24 protein-coding genes, 2 pseudogenes and 1 riboswitch are annotated in these 18,657 nt (G+C 43.5%); of the genes and pseudogenes, 8 read left to right on the plus strand and 18 right to left on the minus strand.

Annotated features, from left to right (window positions below):
- Positions 1–115 precede the first annotated feature (115 nt).
- From HMPREF2909_RS05475 to HMPREF2909_RS05495, 6 genes are all read right to left on the minus strand, one after another.
- Entirely contained in the window at positions 116–799 is a 684-nt protein-coding gene (locus tag HMPREF2909_RS05475; RefSeq protein WP_071415505.1) for an aspartate/glutamate racemase family protein, read from the minus strand.
- 3 nt (positions 800–802) lie between these two features.
- Positions 803–1,984, minus strand: a complete 1,182-nt coding sequence (locus HMPREF2909_RS05480; RefSeq protein ID WP_071415506.1) for a carboxylate--amine ligase — start codon at positions 1,982–1,984, stop codon at positions 803–805.
- Positions 1,977–3,848 carry an asparagine synthase (glutamine-hydrolyzing) gene (asnB, locus tag HMPREF2909_RS05485; RefSeq protein WP_071415507.1) on the minus strand — a complete coding sequence of 624 codons (1,872 nt, stop codon included), beginning with the start codon at positions 3,846–3,848 and terminating at the stop codon, positions 1,977–1,979. The genes HMPREF2909_RS05480 and asnB overlap by 8 nt, the downstream gene beginning before the upstream one ends.
- Positions 3,849–3,929: 81 nt before the next feature.
- Complete coding sequence (locus HMPREF2909_RS09040; RefSeq protein ID WP_148130803.1) at positions 3,930–4,106, minus strand: hypothetical protein; 177 nt, start codon at positions 4,104–4,106, stop codon at positions 3,930–3,932.
- Positions 4,103–4,444 (minus strand): DUF1275 family protein, encoded by a 342-nt coding sequence (locus HMPREF2909_RS05490; RefSeq protein ID WP_084797274.1) that lies wholly within the window; start codon positions 4,442–4,444, stop codon positions 4,103–4,105. Before HMPREF2909_RS05490 ends, HMPREF2909_RS09040 begins: the two co-directional genes overlap by 4 nt.
- Positions 4,399–4,614 (minus strand): DUF1275 family protein, encoded by a 216-nt coding sequence (locus HMPREF2909_RS05495; protein WP_071415509.1) that lies wholly within the window; start codon positions 4,612–4,614, stop codon positions 4,399–4,401. Before HMPREF2909_RS05495 ends, HMPREF2909_RS05490 begins: the two co-directional genes overlap by 46 nt.
- A 59-nt stretch (positions 4,615–4,673) precedes the next feature.
- Positions 4,674–4,765, plus strand: a riboswitch (TPP riboswitch).
- A gap of 69 nt (positions 4,766–4,834) precedes the next feature.
- Here HMPREF2909_RS05495 and HMPREF2909_RS05500 point away from each other — a divergent pair.
- Genes HMPREF2909_RS05500 through HMPREF2909_RS05515 form a run of 4 tightly spaced genes read left to right on the plus strand, consistent with a single transcriptional unit; the run spans position 4,835 to position 8,174 of the window.
- Positions 4,835–5,473, plus strand: a complete 639-nt coding sequence (locus HMPREF2909_RS05500) for a YkoF family thiamine/hydroxymethylpyrimidine-binding protein (RefSeq protein WP_071415510.1) — start codon at positions 4,835–4,837, stop codon at positions 5,471–5,473.
- A gap of 46 nt (positions 5,474–5,519) precedes the next feature.
- The gene (locus HMPREF2909_RS05505) at positions 5,520–6,095 is read left to right on the plus strand and encodes an ECF transporter S component (RefSeq protein ID WP_071415511.1); all 576 of its coding nucleotides are present in this window, start codon (positions 5,520–5,522) and stop codon (positions 6,093–6,095) included.
- Positions 6,096–6,108: 13 nt separating this feature from the next.
- Positions 6,109–7,494, plus strand: coding sequence for an ABC transporter ATP-binding protein (locus HMPREF2909_RS05510; RefSeq protein ID WP_071415512.1), 1,386 nt, complete (start codon positions 6,109–6,111; stop codon positions 7,492–7,494).
- A complete protein-coding gene (locus tag HMPREF2909_RS05515; RefSeq protein WP_071415513.1) occupies positions 7,482–8,174 on the plus strand; it encodes an energy-coupling factor transporter transmembrane component T family protein in 693 nt (230 codons plus the stop codon). Before HMPREF2909_RS05510 ends, HMPREF2909_RS05515 begins: the two co-directional genes overlap by 13 nt.
- A 1-nt stretch (position 8,175) precedes the next feature.
- Here the strand turns inward: HMPREF2909_RS05515 and HMPREF2909_RS05520 are convergent, their stop codons facing one another.
- The 6 genes from HMPREF2909_RS05520 to pdxS all read right to left on the minus strand — a co-directional run bounded on the left by HMPREF2909_RS05520 (position 8,176) and on the right by pdxS (position 12,355).
- On the minus strand, positions 8,176–8,811 hold the full coding sequence (locus tag HMPREF2909_RS05520; protein ID WP_071415514.1) for an NAD(P)-dependent oxidoreductase: 636 nt from the start codon (positions 8,809–8,811) through the stop codon (positions 8,176–8,178).
- 167 nt (positions 8,812–8,978) lie between these two features.
- Complete coding sequence (locus tag HMPREF2909_RS05525) at positions 8,979–9,413, minus strand: Rrf2 family transcriptional regulator (protein ID WP_071415515.1); 435 nt, start codon at positions 9,411–9,413, stop codon at positions 8,979–8,981.
- Positions 9,414–9,557: 144 nt separating this feature from the next.
- A complete protein-coding gene (locus tag HMPREF2909_RS05530; protein ID WP_071415516.1) occupies positions 9,558–10,529 on the minus strand; it encodes a diaminopimelate dehydrogenase in 972 nt (323 codons plus the stop codon).
- 81 nt (positions 10,530–10,610) lie between these two features.
- A complete protein-coding gene (locus HMPREF2909_RS05535) occupies positions 10,611–10,811 on the minus strand; it encodes a hypothetical protein (RefSeq protein WP_071415517.1) in 201 nt (66 codons plus the stop codon).
- Positions 10,812–10,863: 52 nt separating this feature from the next.
- On the minus strand, positions 10,864–11,442 hold the full coding sequence (gene pdxT / locus HMPREF2909_RS05540) for a pyridoxal 5'-phosphate synthase glutaminase subunit PdxT (RefSeq protein ID WP_071415518.1): 579 nt from the start codon (positions 11,440–11,442) through the stop codon (positions 10,864–10,866).
- A 19-nt stretch (positions 11,443–11,461) separates the two neighbouring features.
- Positions 11,462–12,355: a pyridoxal 5'-phosphate synthase lyase subunit PdxS gene (gene pdxS / locus HMPREF2909_RS05545; protein WP_071415519.1), complete on the minus strand. Its 894-nt coding sequence runs from the start codon at positions 12,353–12,355 to the stop codon at positions 11,462–11,464.
- Positions 12,356–12,479: 124 nt separating this feature from the next.
- On the opposite strand from pdxS, the gene pdxR reads away from it, so the two are divergent.
- Positions 12,480–13,925, plus strand: a complete 1,446-nt coding sequence (gene pdxR, locus HMPREF2909_RS05550) for a MocR-like pyridoxine biosynthesis transcription factor PdxR (RefSeq protein WP_071415520.1) — start codon at positions 12,480–12,482, stop codon at positions 13,923–13,925.
- A 105-nt stretch (positions 13,926–14,030) separates the two neighbouring features.
- On the opposite strand, the pseudogene HMPREF2909_RS09305 reads toward pdxR, so the two are convergent.
- From HMPREF2909_RS09305 to HMPREF2909_RS05565, 5 genes and pseudogenes are all read right to left on the minus strand, one after another.
- Positions 14,031–14,741, minus strand: a pseudogene (locus HMPREF2909_RS09305) (nucleotidyl transferase AbiEii/AbiGii toxin family protein).
- Positions 14,738–15,301: a type IV toxin-antitoxin system AbiEi family antitoxin domain-containing protein gene (locus HMPREF2909_RS05560; RefSeq protein ID WP_084797348.1), complete on the minus strand. Its 564-nt coding sequence runs from the start codon at positions 15,299–15,301 to the stop codon at positions 14,738–14,740. Before HMPREF2909_RS05560 ends, HMPREF2909_RS09305 begins: the two are co-directional and overlap by 4 nt.
- 139 nt (positions 15,302–15,440) lie before the next feature.
- Positions 15,441–15,617, minus strand: a complete 177-nt coding sequence (locus HMPREF2909_RS09160) for a hypothetical protein (RefSeq protein ID WP_168165265.1) — start codon at positions 15,615–15,617, stop codon at positions 15,441–15,443.
- A 57-nt stretch (positions 15,618–15,674) separates the two neighbouring features.
- The gene (locus HMPREF2909_RS09165; RefSeq protein ID WP_168165266.1) at positions 15,675–15,812 is read right to left on the minus strand and encodes a hypothetical protein; all 138 of its coding nucleotides are present in this window, start codon (positions 15,810–15,812) and stop codon (positions 15,675–15,677) included.
- A gap of 310 nt (positions 15,813–16,122) precedes the next feature.
- The gene (locus tag HMPREF2909_RS05565) at positions 16,123–16,491 is read right to left on the minus strand and encodes a winged helix-turn-helix transcriptional regulator (protein WP_071415521.1); all 369 of its coding nucleotides are present in this window, start codon (positions 16,489–16,491) and stop codon (positions 16,123–16,125) included.
- A 122-nt stretch (positions 16,492–16,613) separates the two neighbouring features.
- Between HMPREF2909_RS05565 and HMPREF2909_RS09470 the strand changes: the two genes are divergently transcribed.
- The 3 genes and pseudogenes from HMPREF2909_RS09470 to HMPREF2909_RS05575 all read left to right on the plus strand — a co-directional run.
- Positions 16,614–16,847, plus strand: a complete 234-nt coding sequence (locus HMPREF2909_RS09470; protein ID WP_246815518.1) for an NAD(P)-binding domain-containing protein — start codon at positions 16,614–16,616, stop codon at positions 16,845–16,847.
- 54 nt (positions 16,848–16,901) lie between these two features.
- Entirely contained in the window at positions 16,902–17,180 is a 279-nt protein-coding gene (locus HMPREF2909_RS09475; RefSeq protein WP_246815519.1) for an NAD(P)-binding domain-containing protein, read from the plus strand.
- 40 nt (positions 17,181–17,220) lie between these two features.
- Positions 17,221–17,538 (plus strand): annotated as a pseudogene (locus HMPREF2909_RS05575) (MoaF-related domain-containing protein); the annotation flags it as partial.
- Between the two features lie 59 nt (positions 17,539–17,597).
- Here the strand turns inward: HMPREF2909_RS05575 and HMPREF2909_RS09315 are convergent.
- Positions 17,598–18,485: a 5-methylcytosine restriction system specificity protein McrC gene (locus tag HMPREF2909_RS09315; protein WP_210387910.1), complete on the minus strand. Its 888-nt coding sequence runs from the start codon at positions 18,483–18,485 to the stop codon at positions 17,598–17,600.
- Positions 18,486–18,657: the final 172 nt, after the last annotated feature.

Raw genomic sequence — 18,657 nt, forward strand, 5'->3', positions numbered from 1 at the left:
AATTCCTGAATATTCTCAGGGCAAAATATTAGGGGGGGGGAACAGCAAAATATTCATGCTGTGACTATCGTCATGTTCACAAGATAAGCCACAGCATGAAAGATAAAGTAGTAATCTACTTCGTTTCATACAGATACTCTAATGTGCGTGCAACCAACACATCGAGAGCATCCAACGCCAAAGGCTTATTCGCCTCGTCTAAATCAATCAAACTTAACTCGGTACACGCAATAATACCCACAGTCTGAGCGTCACAGTATTGGGAGATAACATCGTTGAGCTTCTCCCCTTCTGTAGAATTTTTTGCCTTAATGGAATAAATCGTATCCATCATAGCTGTACGATCAGCCTCGTCCAGCTCAACAATAGTCAGACCATGTTTGAGCGCATACCTTTCATAAATACCTGACGATGCTGTTCCTTCTGTGCAGAAAACACAAGCACGAGTGAACCCACGTTTTTTCGCTTCAATAATGGAACTTTCCACCATATTGACAATGGGAATATCTGTGAATTCGCACAGCTTATCGTAATAGTAATGACTGGTATTACATGGAATAGCAATAACCTTAACACCTAAAGAATTCAGCAAATCAAAATCAGGACGAATTGCATTGAGAAAATCATCATCACGATGATTCATAATGCATCGTGTGCGATCAGGAATGGTTGCATGATTCAGAATAATTACATCAGCATGCTCATTATCAGAGTTTGCGGGACTCTTACGCACCAGTCGGTTATAAAATTCGACCGTAGCTAAAGGACCCATGCCACCAATAACTCCACCTTTATACATGCATTATCTCCTTGTTATCTTGCGCCACACCCTGCCCATAAGCATAGCGTTAAAAGCACACCACGGTTTAAGATCCGACCATGAGAATATTGCAGGTGCGAGTTTCTTCGTGAAAATCTGGAAGAATCCCTTCCAGAAAGACAGCTGCTTTGTTTTCGAATAAGCAAGCAAAGCAAAGAAGTCTTCTAAACCATAAATAAAGGCATAATTTGTATTGTGCTCAAGGAACTTTGTTTCGTTGAGTTGTCCCGTTACATCTAGGTATGCTACATACGGCATATTGAGACCAACTTTATAAATAAGATTATTAAAGTTGGTTGTTCGCGCGTTAATTTCAATCAAATAGATTTCTTTGGTGTTCTCGTGTTCTTTGAACTCAATCTCGCCAAAACCACGATAGCCAATTTTTTCTACGAAGTCTTTGCCAATTTCCACTAAGCGCTTGTCATACTTCTGCTCCGTAAAAACAGAGGCACCGAAATTAATCGGCCACTGCCTAAACTTATGAGCAGTCATGTAATGTGTGGTCTTACCTTCTCTGTTAATGTAAAAATCATATGTCAACATATGATCATCAAAACCTGGCACAAGTTCTTGAACGAAAACATCAATATTATGTTCAGCACACGCAGCAATCCTACTTTTCAGGCTTTCCATATCATTGCATAAGAAAATCTTCTGTCTAAAAACTTTCGTAAACACAACCGTATCTACTGGTTTAATCATGCAAGGAAAACCAATACCGAGCACTTTGCTCTCAAATTGCTCATCGTTAACGCTAATAGTTGCCGGAATACGCACGTCATGTTCTTGAGCAAGCTTACCTAAAGTCCACTTATCAAGAACACGAGAGTTCAAACCGTTCTCTGCTTGGCTTACTAAGAAATACTCAGACAGCTGATCATAATATGTGTCGATAAACTCCACATATTTATCATGAGTAGGAAAAAGCACAGGTTTTTCTGACTGTTTTTTGCCATACTCTATGAGGTCAGCACATGCTTGAGCGTCGAACTTATTCAAGCTCGGCACGTTCAAACGTTCACTCACATACTTCGATCGGGCAGCATAAGCCTTCTTAAAGTCGTAATCACATGCGACCACAGGCACACCTTCGGAACCTAAGCATCGAATAATACTTAAACCAATATAGTAGTTACAGCCTAAAACAACGGCTTTATTCATGGCTTACTCCTGCGTTCTGTACAGAGTTTTCTACCGTGTTATGAACAAAGTAAATGCTATACCACACTAAGAAAGTATAAATTGTATAGACTTTACGTCCATTATTTTTCACACCATGGTAATGATCATCAAGCAAGGCATTAATCTTGCCTATATCGAAGAATTGACCCACAAATGGCTCATTAAACATGCTCTTAACGATGTTATAGTACTTGTCTTGTTCAATGTACTTAATAAACGGCACCAAGAAACCAACTTTACGGCGCTTCGACCAAGCTTCAGGTAATGCTCGACGAGCAGCCTCTCTAAAGGCATACTTTGTTGTAGTGTTATGCACTTTATACTTTGGTGGAATACGGCGTGCAAGATTCCACATCTCCTTGTCGAGCAAAGGAACGCGAAGCTCAAGCGAATTAGCCATGGTCATTTTATCGGCCTTAAGAAGAATATCTTCTACAATCCACATATTCATATCTAAGTACACACGCTTAGATACTTCATCCATGTCTTTAACATCGTCATAATATTTACGAGTTAAATCGCTTGCCTTCACAGGATTCTTGTACTGTGACGTCACAATATCATTTGCTTCGTCATCGCTCATAATCTTTGCTAAACCAATATAGGAATCCTCGAGTTTTTCACCAAACTTGGTAATAATCGTCTTGCCGTGGAAATGCGGTAAATCCTTGGTTTTCTTATACAACCAGTTGCGCAACCAGAATGGCAAAACACGATATGCTCGGTTTAACCATGGCATCTCATAGTCGTTATATCCAGCAAAAAGCTCATCTGCACCTTCACCTGAAAGCACCACTTTCACTTGCTCTCTTGCCATACGAGCTAAGAAATACAATGGTACAGCAGACAGGTTGGCATGTGGCTCATCGGAATAATACTGTACTTTTTGAACACCTTCGAAGAACTCATCTGGCGTAATCATCTTCGTAAAATTATCGATGTTCAAATCTTTTGAGAGCTCGCGCGCATACATCGTTTCGTCAAAACCTTTATTCTCAAAACCAACTGAGAAGGTTTTATCAACATGTGCTTTAGCTACAACATAGCTTGAGTCCACTCCACCAGATAGAAAAGCTCCCACTTCCACATCGCTACGCTTATGGTAGCGAATGGAATCTTCAACTTCCTTATCTATATTGGCAACCGTTTGCTCAAAGCCCTCGTCTTTATAGTCGAGTTCAATCTTAAAGTATTGCTTAATAGTCAGTTTGTTGTTTTTGAAGATGAAGTAGTGACCTGGACGTAGCTTGTGAACTCCCTTGAAGAAGGTTTCGCCCAGAGGATTGTATTGGAATACCAGATAATTTTTGAGAGCTTGAGGATTTACTTCCTTCTTAAACGTAGGATATGGCAAGAAAGATTTGATTTCGGAACCAAATACAAAGTCATCACCAATCTGCGTGTAGTAGAACGGTTTAATGCCGAAATGATCACGAGCACCAAACAGTTTTTTCTCGTTATCATCCCAAATAGTAAAAGCAAACATACCGCGTAATTTGGAAAGGACGCCTTCTTCTCCCCATGCTTCGTAACCATGCAGAATAACTTCTGTATCAGTATGTGTTTTAAAAGTGTAGCCTTCTTCAATCAGCTCTGAACGCAGTTCTTTGTAATTGTAAATTTCGCCGTTAAAAATAATAACAATATCGTTTGTAGCGTTATAAATAGGCTGAGCACCTTCTTGCACATCAATAATACTGAGGCGACGGAAGCCGAAATGCGCGTATCCGTTATCGTAATAACCGCAGTCATCCGGCCCACGATGAGCAATAACGTCACTCATAGTCTTAATAACTTGAGCATCAGTAACGCTTGAACTGAGATATCCTACAAAACCGCACATACCATTTCCTTGGAATAATCCATCTTTATCACATAGCTATACTAACCAGAGTGCTACCCACTGGCAAACTGTATGAAACTCTTAGAATACCTTATCCTTCAAATTTTCTCGCAAAACCGAGGTGGCATACAGATATGAAACAACAAGTAATGCAAGGGTTACAAGCCATACGGCATACGCTCCACATACATGCACTGCAACAGCACTAACAAAAGCTCCTGCTAAGAAACTAAGCACAATAATTACATAATTACTCACATCGCGACGAACTTGTGCACTACGTTTTTTGCTGGCGTAGTGACGAAAGCATAGATACTGCTGAGCATGCGGCGGAAATTTCCTGAGGTCATCATGATGGTATAGGGAACGGTTTCAATCTTTGTGCCAGCATAAGAATTCATTACAATTCCGGTACCAAAAGACAATACCATTATGCTCAGTACGGTATGCGAATGAATAAAAGGCAAAATAACAGTGGCAACTGTCATAGGAATAAGTGCGTAAATGCGCCATAATGCTGTGCGAGCATGCTGCTTTATGTATATGCCCGCTACAAAACCAATAGCAAAAAGGATAATAGCAACGAGTTTAGCAATAAAAACGAGTACTTTTTATCAAGAATATCGCTTGCCATCATCACAACATTCCCTGTTTGCGTGGCAACAAGAGTTTTGAATTGAGTGTGGCAATAGACGTCAATGGCGCCACCGATAAATCCTAGGGTTATAGCTATATTTCGGCGATGATGCGGTGGGATAATATCCAAACGAAAGCTCCTTTAATACATTATGAAAACAAACTCATGTCGTCTTTCTATGTTACGCTTACCGAGTCCTGGGGAGTCGCGTGGCTGAGAATAAAACCCATTGAACCTGATCTGGTTAATACCAGCGAAGGAAGTGACGAGCACAAAACGAGTGTACACCGCTCAAGGAGTGCAACGAGTCTCCTGGACCATAGAAGGTCTAGAAAAGGAGACTACAACCATGACCACCTCCACTGAACATGTTACGTATGGCAATACTGTCTGCGGTATCGATGGAGCAAGTTTGCAGATTACTGGCTGTCGTTTTTCAGCCTCCCCGATGTGCGATAATTTCGTTGATATTCTTATGAACGCTATCGCTCAGACAGATACTTCAAAGATCTGGTCAGATACAGATGAGATGTCTACTGTTTATCGTGGTCGCGATATTCATGTAGTAGATGCAGTTCGAGCATTTTTCACAGGTGCCGAGCAGCCAAACGTTCACATGACTATGGAGGCAACCTTCTCCAAAGGCTGCCCAGGCGACCGTGATGCCGATGTATATTTAGACGAAAATGATGAGCTTGCCAACGCTCATATGCGCAATAAGCATTTCCCTGTACGTGCGAAAATTGCTCTCTACCCTATGGGGGTTGATGATTATATGCATCATATCGCACACATTGTTAATCATGCTATCGATGCAGGTATCTACTCACGCACCGCTCATTACAACACATATTTAGCAGGTGACGTGCAAGATATTTTCGATTACATTGCATGGACTGTGAACTACTGTGGTTCCAATATTCACCACTACATTTTCGAAGTAACCTTATCTGTTCATTCCCCAAGCGTAAGCGATGACGAGCAGTAAAGACACGTACTTAATTTTCCTACTCATTGTAGAAAGACTCACTATTATGACTTTGAAACTCAAAGATATTCTTATGATGGCGATTACTGCCGTTGTTTTTGGCGTGGTTTATTTAGCCGCTGTCTATGCTGCTGTGCCCGTAACAACAGCTCTTACTCCTTTTGGTTTGGCGAGCTTTGGATACGAACCATTCTTCGGTATTTGGTACATGGCAGCTGCTTTCGCGATTTATGTTATTCGCAAGCCTGGTGTTGGACTTATTGCCGAAGTTATTGCTGCAGTTCTCGAAACTCTTATGGGTAATTTCTTCGGACCGATGGTTATTGTTACCGGATTAGTGGAAGGTTTGGGATTTGAACTACCTTTTGCACTCACACGCTATAAGAAATTCACTCCAACTATGCTAGCGATTTCAAGCATTACCGCGTCCAGCATCACTTTAGTTTATAACTGGTTTGTCAGTGGTTATTCTCAGATTAGTATTCCAATTTTGGCATTGATGCTGGCTGTGCGTATAGTATCTGCTTTGTTCTTCTCCACTTTTGTGGTACACACACTCACCAAGACCTTAGCTAAGGCTGGCATTTTAAACTCTTACGCTTCGAACGATTTGAAGGATTAGGTATTAACGCTTTATGAATCCGCTTATTCAGGTAAAAAATCTTGATTTTTCTTTTAGTAAACACCATGCCGTTCTTCAGAGTATTAATTTTGAAGTTCCTGCAAATCGCAACTGCTTACTGATGGGACCGTCTGGATGCGGTAAATCAACATTAGCCAGTATTATTGCCGGACTATTACCTGAAAATGGCGGATTCATAGAGCACGGTACCGTATTAGTACATGGCGATAACATATCAGAGCTGTCTGCATCTTCCCGTTGTCGGCTCGTGTCGATGATGTTCCAGAACCCTCATCTACAGTTTTGTATGCGCACGCTACGTGATGAGATGCTGTTCTGTTTGGAAAATATGAATACCTGCCCTGAACAGATGATGGAACAAGTAAGCGAAGCAGCCCGATTAGTTCATGCAGAGCATCTGCTCGACACCTCTCTGAGCGTTTTATCGGGAGGAGAGAAACAACGCGCTTCTTTAGCTTGTTTACTGCTTTTTGATTCACGCTTATGGATCCTAGATGAGCCATTTGCCAATCTTGATGAGGATTCTGCTCATGATTTAGCTGCTTTGCTCACTCAGGTTCAGCAAGAAAGACGAGCAGCAGGACGTTCTTTAGATTTTTTGATTATTGACCACCGCGCTGATATATGGTTACCGCTTATTGATGACGTGTACCTTATGGATAATACGTGTCAGATAACTCCTGCAATACCTGTAGAAGATATAAAGCTACACCATGAACAAATGCAGGAGCTCGGATTATTCCTGCCGCAAGAAAACTACGAAGATTTTGCGCCTCCGTTGGCGCAAACAAACTCTCAGTCAATTTTTTCTCTCAAAAATATGATTGTTCCTCTAGGAAATGGTAATCAGCTCACTGTGAATGCACATTTCCCATATGCTCAAATTACCTGCATTATTGGTAACTCAGCTGCAGGAAAAACAACATTTCTTACTCAACTACTTACGGAGCATATTGATACCGAGCGTATTGGAATAGTTTTCCAAAACCCTGCGGATCAGTTTTTCTGCCAAACACTGAAAGAAGAGCTTACGGCATCTTTGGATTGTGCTGGCAAATCAGCAGATATTAACGATCTACTGAGCACATTTTCGCTCGAAGAATATGCTGACCAATCACCTTTTACACTTTCTCAAGGTCAACAAAGGCGCTTAGCAGTACTTATTGCTCTTGCCGCCGAGCAGAATATTGTGTTGCTAGACGAACCGACCTATGGTCAAGATTGTGCACATACACAGGCCATTATGAAGCTGCTCCTAGAGGCATGCACACAAAGTAATTTAAGCGTTATTATGACAACACATGACCGCGCTCTAGCGACAGCTTATGCTCATCGTATTTACCGAGTTGCCGATGGAGGTTTTGCATGCCTGCGATAAGTATGCGTTGTGCGATACTCGAACGAATTAACCCAAGCGTGAAAATGATAGCAACTATTATCAGTGCACTTTTGCTATCCACGCATACGAATATTAGCCTTCATATTGGATATTTTGTCACTTCGGTCCTATTACTTATCTTTACCAGTCATGCCCGTCTTCGTCGTATTATTATCACATCCATTCCTGCAGCAATAGCCGCCTCAGGAATGTTTTTGACTGGATATTTCTATTCAGCTCATAGCAACGGATTGACTTCAGGTCTTATACTATCTTCACGTATTTTATCTTTTGCTGGACTAGGGCTTGTATTTGCATTGACCATCACACCCGAAAAATTTATTTACTCATTACGCGATAATCTTCATATTCCTACTGCTTATTCATATTCGATTTTAGCCGCTTTCAATCTTGCCCCACTTATAAAACGTGATTACAAACAAGTAAAGCTTGCTATGCGCGCTCGCGGCATACGCATGAGCAAGCTTTCTTTGAAACCGCTTGTTCCTATGCTCGTTCATTCCATGAGAACGTCGGAACTACTTGCTGAAGCCATGCAATCCAAAGGCTTTGATGAAGATGCATCTCGCTCTCGTTACACAATAATTCATGTTCACGCATACGATTTTATATATGCAGTGTTCATGATAGCTCCAGCAATAATGGCGTATTTTTTCTAGATTACTCACCTAGTACGCTAATACGCTCGCGAATATGATCACCCTTTTCAATCTCATCAGCAAAAGCAATAGCATAGTCAGCGTAGCTCAGCACGCTTTCTCCCTTGCTGTTTACAGTAAACTTCTCACCCGCAAGAATATAGCGTCCCGCACGTTCACCATCAGCTTGGAAATCAGCCGCAGGGCTCACAAAAGTCCAGCGCACATCATCGCGCTTGCGCAACTGCTCTAAAGCATCAGTTTGAGCTTGAGCCAAAGGACGGAATTGCACTGGAAATTCTGGAGTGTTAAGCAACTGTACGGTATGAGCATCATCAACATATAAGCTACCAGCACCGCCTACAACCAAGAAACGCTTATCTGTGCCCGACAATAAATCAGAAATATGATTCACAACCTTTACATGCAAAGGCAAAGTTCCTTCAGTCCATGTACCAAAAGCACTGACCACTACATCTGCATGTGCCACATCTTCCTTAGTGAGGTCAAACAAATCTTTGCTTACATAATGCTGTGCCTGGGACTTGTTCTCATTACCATGGCTAATACCTGTAACATCGAAGCCACGATTTACAAGTTCTTCTACAATAAGACGTCCAGATTTACCATTCGAACCAATTACTACTACGCTTGTCATCTCAGTATCTCCATTTCATACATGTAACTATAATAATTACATGTCTATTTATAAACCCTTTTTCTTGTAACGTCAATACTTACATGTTTTCGGCGTGTTACGTGATACTTCGCATAAAAACAACGGCTCTTACCTAAAAGGTAAGAGCCGTATAGATAAAACAAACTTCAGCGCCACACATAAGAAGCAGTATCTTTAAACACATCCGCCAAAGTCACAGATTGCAGACTATTTTCCATCGCCCGTTGCACATCAAGAAGTTGATCATCAAGCACCGCATGAATATTGCGTCCCACTGGGCACTCAGTCGAAGGATTACTGTGATATCCAAAAAGTCTATCTTCGCGCATCATATCGAGAGCACGAAAAATATCGAGAAGTGTAATATCTTCAGGATTCTTAGCAATTTCAATGTGCGAACTTCCCTGACTACTATTAAGCAACCCCGCAGCTTTGAGCTTAGAGAGAATCTGACGAATCACTACTGGATTAACATTAACACTGCGAGCAAGATTGGCGCTCGTCATTTTTTCTTCGCCTTCATATGTATGAATGTATGCAAACATATGAATAGCAACGGCAAAGCGGTTTGAAAATTGCACAGCAGACTCCCTTACTCAACATGTAATAGTGAGTATAACATGCACATCTGCATCTCACCGATCAAACCTAAATAAGCAAAGGCTCGAAATCGCATAAACAACTTCGAGCCAGAGTCAATACTCAATTAATACTTTACTTAGCTTTTACAAGGAATGTGCACGCAAATCTTCTGCAGAACGTGCAGAAAGCTCTGCCAAGCTCAGATCGAAAACAGAGTATGCACCAGTCAATCCTGCTGCTGACTTCTTAGCGCAAGCGCGAGCGGTTGCTACAAGCACAGAACCAGTAAATTCTGGATTAGAATCCAAAGCCAGCTCGAAGTGAATTGCATGGTTAACATCTTCAGCAGTGCTTCCCGTGCGAATCACTTGACCGCCATGAGGAATACCGTTGTGTTTTTCTGCGAGTTCCTCAGCAGAAATAAAGTGCACAGTAGTGTTATAGTCTGCGAAATAGTTTGGCATAGTCACGATTTCGCGTTCAATACGCTCTAAATCAGCACCCTGTTCTGCCACAACATAGCATTCACGAGTATGCATAGTACGTGCAGTCAGTTCTGCATCTTTACCCGTCTTCACAGCCTCTACTGTTTCTTCTACAGGAATTGTGTATTGGCGAGCATCGAGAACGCCCTCAATGCGGCGAATAGCGTCAGAATGGCCTTGAGAAACACCACGTCCCCAGAAGGTTGTTGAACGCCCCTGAGGCAAAACTGCTTCACCAAGCACACGAATCATAGAAAACAGACCTGGATCCCAACCTGCAGAAATAATTGCAGTTGTACCTGCTTCGCGAGCAGCCTCGTCTACAGTAGCGAAATGCTGTGGAATCTTAGCGTGTGTATCGAAAGAATCGACAACGTTAAACAGCTTGGCAACTTCTGGAGTCTGCACTTCCAAATCGGTTGCAGAGCCACCACAGTTAATGACAACATCGATTTTGCCCTTAAAATCGCTCAGCTTATCGAGAGCGTATACTGGCGCACCGTATGTGGTAACGGTTGCTGGATCGCGGCGCGTAAATACGCCCACACATTCCATGTCTGGAGCCAGCGCGAGGACACGTTCTACACCTCGACCCAAGTTTCCATAACCGTTAATTGCTACTGATACCATATACTTCCTCCCCAATTAAGCTAACTTTATAGAATACCCTAACGAATATTACCGCGTAAATATATCTCACATAGAAAACTATTACTGTTCTGGCGGTTCATAGCCACAGAAGCGGTAAAGTTTCTCAATGTCCTTAGAAGTCAGCTCTTCACCATTTTTCTCAATATAATTTGCGATATTTTCTGGCTTCACTTTCACCTTGTTTATAGCAGCAAATGCCTGCAAAGACATTATGGCAATACCGAGATATCCTTTATACCCGCCAGTGCCAAAGAATCCCATAGGTTGTCGAGCTATTTTTACCCCTCTTCTTGTAATTATGGTGCCTCACAGTTTACTCATAGCTCAAGAACTGCTCATAGATACTCATATCATCATCGAGTTCTGTATGAAAGCTGAGACCAAGCATATTTTTATACTGCACGCCCGCAATAGTTCCATCTTCTAGCTCAACAAGAGGCTGCACCTCTTTATCCAGCAGAGCTTCAATACGCGGCGCGCGGATAAACGTTGCCGGTATGTCGCGCGAACCATCAGTACTGTTTAAGCGCGCAGGCGTATGGAAACTGCCAAGCTGACGGCCGTATGCATTGCGCTGCACACGCACGGGCAGGCTCGCAAAACCGTCAACCGCATCGTTTTCTATTTCGCGAGCTAATAAAATTAAACCCGCGCATGTACCCAGAACGGGCAAACCGCCGTCAATCAGTTCGCGTAACGGTTCGAACATATTCAGTTCGCGCAGCAGTTTTGATTGAACCGTACTTTCACCGCCCGGTAAGATAAGACCGTCTAGATCGCCTGAGATATCGCTTGCTTGGCGCAGTTCTACAGCAGAAACGCCGAGCTGAGCTAAGCGCTGTTCGTGCTCGACGAACGCGCCCTGAACAGCAAGAACTCCTACTTTCTTCATGCTTTCTCCCTCGACCGCGTTATTCGCCGCGCTGAGCCATGAGCAGCTCAATCTCCTGCTCGTTAATACCCACCATTGCTTCACCTAGATCTTCAGAAAGTTCAGCAATAAGCGTTGCATCCGTATAGTTTGTTACAGACTTCACGATAGCCGCTGCACGCTTGCGAGGGTTACCCGACTTGAAAATGCCCGAGCCAACGAACACTCCTTCAGCTCCCAACTGCATCATTAATGCAGCATCGGCAGGAGTTGCTACTCCACCGGCGGCAAAATTAACGACTGGCAGCTTGCCGTTGTCGTGCACAAAACGCAGCAAATCTACTGGCACACCAAGCTTCTTGGCTTCTTCAAACAGCTCATCTTCACGCAAGGAAACAACGTGACGAATTTGCGACTGAATAAGGCGCATATGCGTTACAGCCTGCACAACATCACCCGTGCCCGGCTCCCCCTTCGTACGAATCATGGACGCACCCTCGCTAATGCGGCGCAGAGCCTCGCCCAAATCCTTAGCACCACAGACGAATGGAACATCGAAATCGTTCTTATTAATATGAAAAACGTTATCTGCCGGCGAAAGCACCTCAGACTCGTCAATGTAGTCAATTTCAAGAGCCTGCAAAACTTGCGCTTCCACAAAATGACCAATACGAACCTTCGCCATAACTGGAATACTCACAGCATTTTGAATCTCTTTAATCAGTCGTGGATCACTCATGCGCGAAACACCGCCCGCCGCGCGAATATCTGCTGGAATACGCTCCAACGCCATAACCGCACAAGCACCCGCATCCTGAGCAATACGAGCTTGTTCGGCATTGGTAACGTCCATAATGACGCCACCTTTAAGCATTTGAGCCAGCTGCTTGTTGAGAGCCACACGTGATTGAGTATCGTTGTGATTGTCGGTCATTTTCCCCACCTTTTTCTTATGCATCGAACTTTTCCGTCCACAATTCAGACTATTAGCCTTGTGACTTTGTGAAAATACTCAATTTATGAAATATTTATAAGGTCACAATAAGGTCAGGAAGAACATGCTCACCTACGATTTATCTGCGCGTGGCGATTGCACGCGCTACATGTTTTTATATGAGCAAATTCGCGCCGATATTACACACGGTCTTTTGCCTGCACACACGAAACTGCCAGCCAAGCGTGCTTTTGCACAGCATCTGGGCGTTTCTGTTATTACTGTGGAGAACGCATACGTGCAGCTTGCTTCCGAAGGCTATATTTATTCGAAACCTCGTCAGGGCTTTTATGTGGCGAAGATTTCTGCGCCGCCAACTTTACACAATCAGACAACTACCCACACAAACACGCCAGTTACCGTCACAAAAAACTGGCGTATTAACCTCAGCTCCAATGCTCTCCCTCAAGGAATTTTCCCTTACCAAACATGGTTGAGCACCATGCGTTCGGTTATTGCTGACCTCGACCATCAAGGACCACCTGACTCTGAGCCGTTTGGCTGTTTACCACTGCGTCAGGCGATTGTCGAACAACTACACACCACGCGCGGAATGAACGTATCCGCCAACAATATTGTGGTGGCTGCCGGCTCACAAATTCTGTACAATCTGCTCATTCAGTTCCTAGGTCGCTCCGCCATGTATGCCGTGGAAGATCCAGGTTACCCACGTTTAGCCGATATATATTCCGCGCACGAAGTGCACACCGCACATATTCCCATGGATGAGCATGGCATTCGCACCGACATTCTCGACATGACAGGCGCGCGCATCGCCCACGTTATGCCCTCGCACCAGTTTCCTACCGGCCGCATCACTTCGGTTCCGCGCCGTTATGAGCTACTCGCTTGGGCTGCGAGCGCACCGAACCGCTTGATTATTGAAGACGATTATGATGCAGAGTTTCGTTTTTCCGGACCGCCACTGGTCAGCCTGTTTAGCATCGATACTACGCAGAGCGTTATTTATATGAACACGTTTTCACACACGCTCGGTTCGCTTTTCCGCGTGGGCTATATGGTTTTGCCCGATTCTCTACGTGACGAGTTTTTCGAGAAAATGGGTTTTTATTCTTCTACTGTCTCAACCGTAGAGCAGCTGACTTTAGCGAAATTTATGCGTTCGGGAGCGTATGAGCGGCACGTGAACCGTTTGCGCAAACATCATCGCGAGGTACGTGACACTTTGATTGACTCTTTCGAGAGCTCTCCTCTGGCTCGTTCTTTCCGTTTCGTTGGCGCTGACGCGGGTTTGCACTGCGTTCTTGAACTGACTGATAGCCAGCGCATGCCAGAAAGTTTTGTACGTAACATTTCTGCTCGTTTAGCTCAGCGAGAGATTGTATTGCAGCCAATCGAGCGATATGTGCGCCATAAGCATGCCCAAACTGCTGATGGTTTTGTGCTGCAATATAGTTCCCTGACTCTTGAGCAGGTTCGAGATTTTGTGAGCGAGTTTATGGAAGTGTACGAGGAGGAGGAGGAGGAGAAGGCTCTATTCCGCAAGTAACTTTCTGAGCGCATCGATGATTTGTTGAAACGAGATGTTGTTCGCATAAGAGAACTCGCGACTATACCTCGCCCACACATCGGATAAAGCCTTACTCTGCTCTATTTAATTTATGATCGTTTGAATGTCTTGAATCTGTTCCCATGTTCCCCTATGCTGAGCGGTTGCTTTTAAAGCTTGCCGAAACACACTCTGGCTGTAATCCTTTGTGGACGTGAGAACATAGACATCGTAATAATCACGCGGACGAGTAGTTGTTATTCCTCTGCTCAGTATTGCCTCACACTTTTCTGCCAAAATGGTTTCGATGCTATACCCCAATATCTGAAAGCTGACAGATTCATCCAGTATGCCACAGAATTCACACACCATTGGATGAGGAGTGACGATATCTCCAATGGAAATATCGATTGATAAAGGGGTAATGATGTTTTGAAATACGGCATTCATCTTCATCATATATCCACCATAAACATCGTCTTTTCGAATTGGTTTAGCTGACGTAATTTTGAAGCTGACAGCATCTCCAACGTCAATAGACATAATGGAACGAAGAGCAGTTTCTAGTTCTTCTTCTTGTAATTACATATTGCGAACAGTTGCATCGAGATCCATGGTTGAGCGAGTATCTAGACCAACCAGGGTAGAAATAGGCATACCTCCTTTAATAATAAATTTATCGCGATACGATGATAACGACAATCTTTCGAGAAAGCGCTCAAACATAACGTTCTGAAGCACCACTTGCACAGGAATTCCCTTAAGCTTAGCCTCATTGCGAATTTTCGCTTTGAAACTCATTGATTGCGCCGTCATAACAGCAACTCCATATATTCTCTTAGTTTTCTCTCAACGTTGAACATTTGAGCATATTCACCTAGCTTTATTAGGTCCTTATGCGAATAATGCGCGTAATTTTTCAGTGCAGCGATTACCGTTTCATCGTCCATACGGTGGCGACTGTGAATAATATCGCACATCGTGCGTTCTGGATTGTAACAGGTAACAGTGTGAGAAAACGTTGTTTGTTGTTTAATCACACCTACACGATGCAGTTCTGGTTTCACATAGTAACACTTATATTCACCATTCATCGACGATGGTAGCGACGTATTACTAGGGATTGTAACCGAATGAACGAATGGAGCGCGATTCGATAAACCGTTAAGAAACAGCGCAGTTTCATGAGAAAACACAATATATGAAAACCGTTGTCCTAGCAAGAACATATCGTCTTCCACCGTTTCCGAAAGAGCGTAGTATCCATGAGCCAGACGAACAAGAAAGCCGCTTCGCACATAATTAGTTAGGGCCATCTTAGACATACCCAGCTCTAGCAGCTGTGAAGCAGTAAGAATATTATTATTCTCTTCCATTTTTTGGATTATTGCAGTTCGATACATTGTATTACCATTCATATGAATTTTACTTTTGAATGGAAATACTAACTTATTTCCATTCAAAAGTAAAAGGCTCTTGCAATTGCAAGAGCCTTAATTCATAGTAAGACAGTGATTATTCTGCAGTATTCTTCAGCCCAACTTCAATCATGCGATCGAAGCATACGTCTTGAATTAACTGATTTCCCTGTACATATGCACGGTCATAACCGAGCTCATTGTGCAGACGCAGTACGTCGTCAACAGGTTTCTGTAGTTCTTCATTTGGAACTGCTTGAGATACTTCAGTCACCCACAAAATGAGCTCGCCACAGCGGATAGTCTTTCCAAAGACCTGGTCATCCTTGCTTCATGCACTCCACGACTCCATGAGATGCCAGTACTGAGTAGGATTCTCAATACCTTCTTCCTGCGCACACTCAATGGAACCACCACTGTGCTGAACATGGACACCTGCAATAAGTGCGTCAGTTACTGGAGCAGGCACTTCTTCCTTATCCTTGAAAAACTTGCAATCTGCTTGTTAGTTAGGCGCTGATCTAGCATAGTTATTCCTCTTTTTTGAGTGAGTGCCTGAAATTTTTACCTTAACGGTTCAGCCCAGTATAGTCCTCTTATTTTCGGATGCAACTTTGCAAGTACATTCAAGATTGTTTAAGATAGTCCACTATAGCGTAAGCATCGATTCGGTAAATTTTTCTCGAAAATGCTTTGTCTACAGCCAAGCGAATCTTTCAATTACACAGATACAGACTTAGAAGAATTAATAGCAAACCTCCTCTTGCATAACGGCTATTCTACTTACCACTCCAACCAAACCTATCCTGCAAATACTCATCATCGGCACTATCAAGGAAGCTTCGTCCCCATTGCTGCATGCTTTCAATCATCGTGCCCATGCTCTCCCCCACAGAACTGAGCTTATACTCAACGCGTGGTGGAACCTCAGCATAAACGGTACGAATAATCAGGTTATCTGCTTCCATCTCACGCAAAGACTGGGTAAGCATTTTCTGGCTCACTCCGCGCACATTGCTCTTTAAATCGCGGTAACGCTGTGGACCTTTAAGCAGTTCGCGCAAAATCAAAATCTTCCACTTGCCACCAATCAGTTCTATCGTGGTAGCTACCGGACATAAACCTGCATCTAATAACACAGCTGACATTATCTCTCCTTCACAAGTGCTCACCGACACACCTCTTAGGCACTTAAAAGTGTCTACTTACCAAAAGATACTAACGTGTAACATGAATAACATCATACACCAGAGGTTAAGAAAGGAATATTATGAACATCACAATTTTCGGCAAGGATAACATGGGTAAGGCTATCGGCGGCAACCTCGAGATAAACCACACTGTACATTACTACGGTTCTGCAGACACTGTTGAACAGTTAGGCGACCTCGTTATTCTCGCAGTACCATTCCCCACTATCGCTTCCATCGCTCAGCAGTACAAGCAGCAGCTTGCTGGCAAGGTTGTTGTAGATATTTCCAACCCACTCAACTTCGAAACCTGAGACGAGCTTGTCGTTCCTTCCGATAGCTCTGCAGCGCAGCTCTTGCAGGAGCAGTTGCCAGACAGCAAGGTTCTTAAGGCATTTAACACCAACTTCGCAGCGACCCTCGCTAGCGGCAAGGTGGGCGACACCACAACAACCGTTCTTGTAGCAGGCGACGATAAGGCTGCTAAGCAGGTTTTGATTGACACTTTGAACGGTTCCACTCTCAACGTCCTGGATGCAGGCGCTCTAAAGCGCGCTCGCGAAATGGAAGCTACTGGCTTCCTGCAAATGACCCTGGCTGCCAGCGAACAGATTAACTGGACCGGCGGTTTCGGTATTAACGAGTAAAAGTTAAGAAGATAATCATGAGTGTTTACGAAAACTTCACAGTCGCACGATCGATGTGAACTACGAGACTGGGTATCATTTCGAAATTACTTTCGACTCGGAAACACAGCTCACCTGGCATGTGCCCTCGAAGCGTGCCGAGGGTGTTCCCGAGACAGAGAGTGAGCCGTACGAAGCCTACGATTTAGGCGACGACAAGTTCATGATTAACTGGATCTGGGAAACAGGTCTCATTGTTTCCCAGATCCAGGACTACGCGAACGGTAAGGTCTACGCCTATATGACGTGGCCAGATAAAAACGTTCGTGGTCAGCACGCACAGCTGTTACATAAGAGAACACTGACGGTGCTGGAGTAAGTACATTTTAGAGTTGTGCATCGGATACAAAAGTACCCAATGCACGATGCTACGTAAATCTATTGGTCGAGTTGACCGATGAATTTATCACGAAACTGCCGTTCGCTTAATTCCATCTGCTGCTCAAAATCGGAGAATGATCCGGATTCAGGTGGGATTGCCAAGCCCAACTTACGCACCTCAACGTCTCCACGAGGCTGTACAGGGCTCTCATCGACTATTCCTTGGTTCAGCTCTTTTCCAACAGTTACTCCTCGATTCAGCTTGAGAAGCTGATCCTCATCTCCTATAGCGCGTGGATACAAATAATATCCACGTTTCGCATCGAAGCGGAACATATAAGCCGGAACCTGAAGATAATCGCGACCATAAATATTCTCGCTTGGCTTATATTTCGCATCAGCGATAACATGTTCGTCAGGATTCGTACCGATGAAATCAGGGTAAATAAGGCCTTCTTTACTGCCAAAATCGTTGGTAAAAAGTTGCCGAACTCCCTCACCATTCTTATTCCTCGGATGATAGAATTCCGTGGCGATAAGACTGCTCACATATACTTCCCACGACCATGCGCCATCGAAAAGAATACCTTCAATCTTTCTCGCACCAATACCGAGCTGGTACTGTCGGTATTGCAGGATTAACAAACATAACCGTTGCAGATACTTATACTCGTTAAAATACGCATGCTGAACAGAAAACTTCTTATTCTGAGCGATAACCTTACGGCGATCGTGAAACTCATACGATTGTATTGCCTCGACGACCAGACGAACTTCATTCTTTATAGCGGACAGTAACACTCGGGTGTCACTCCTACCTCGTATGAATTCAATCGTTTGGCGAACAAACTCCAGAACATGATTGTCGTATGAAAACTCTCGCTGAGAATACGCAATCTTCCCGATAAACGGGGTATTGTTCTTAATATGGCGAGCAATATCGATTGTTCCTTTACGTTAGCATCGTTATATTCTCGACTAATATACTGCTTATACAATCCCTTTCGCATAGCGTTCTTCAAATAGTATGGGAAAAGGAATAACAAGTAATTAAATACCTGATTATCCGTATTTCGCACTGATATTCAAATTGACAATGTTCGGAATATCCAACACT

The organism is Alloscardovia sp. HMSC034E08 (assembly GCF_001813415.1).
Classification (GTDB): domain Bacteria; phylum Actinomycetota; class Actinomycetes; order Actinomycetales; family Bifidobacteriaceae; genus Alloscardovia; species Alloscardovia omnicolens.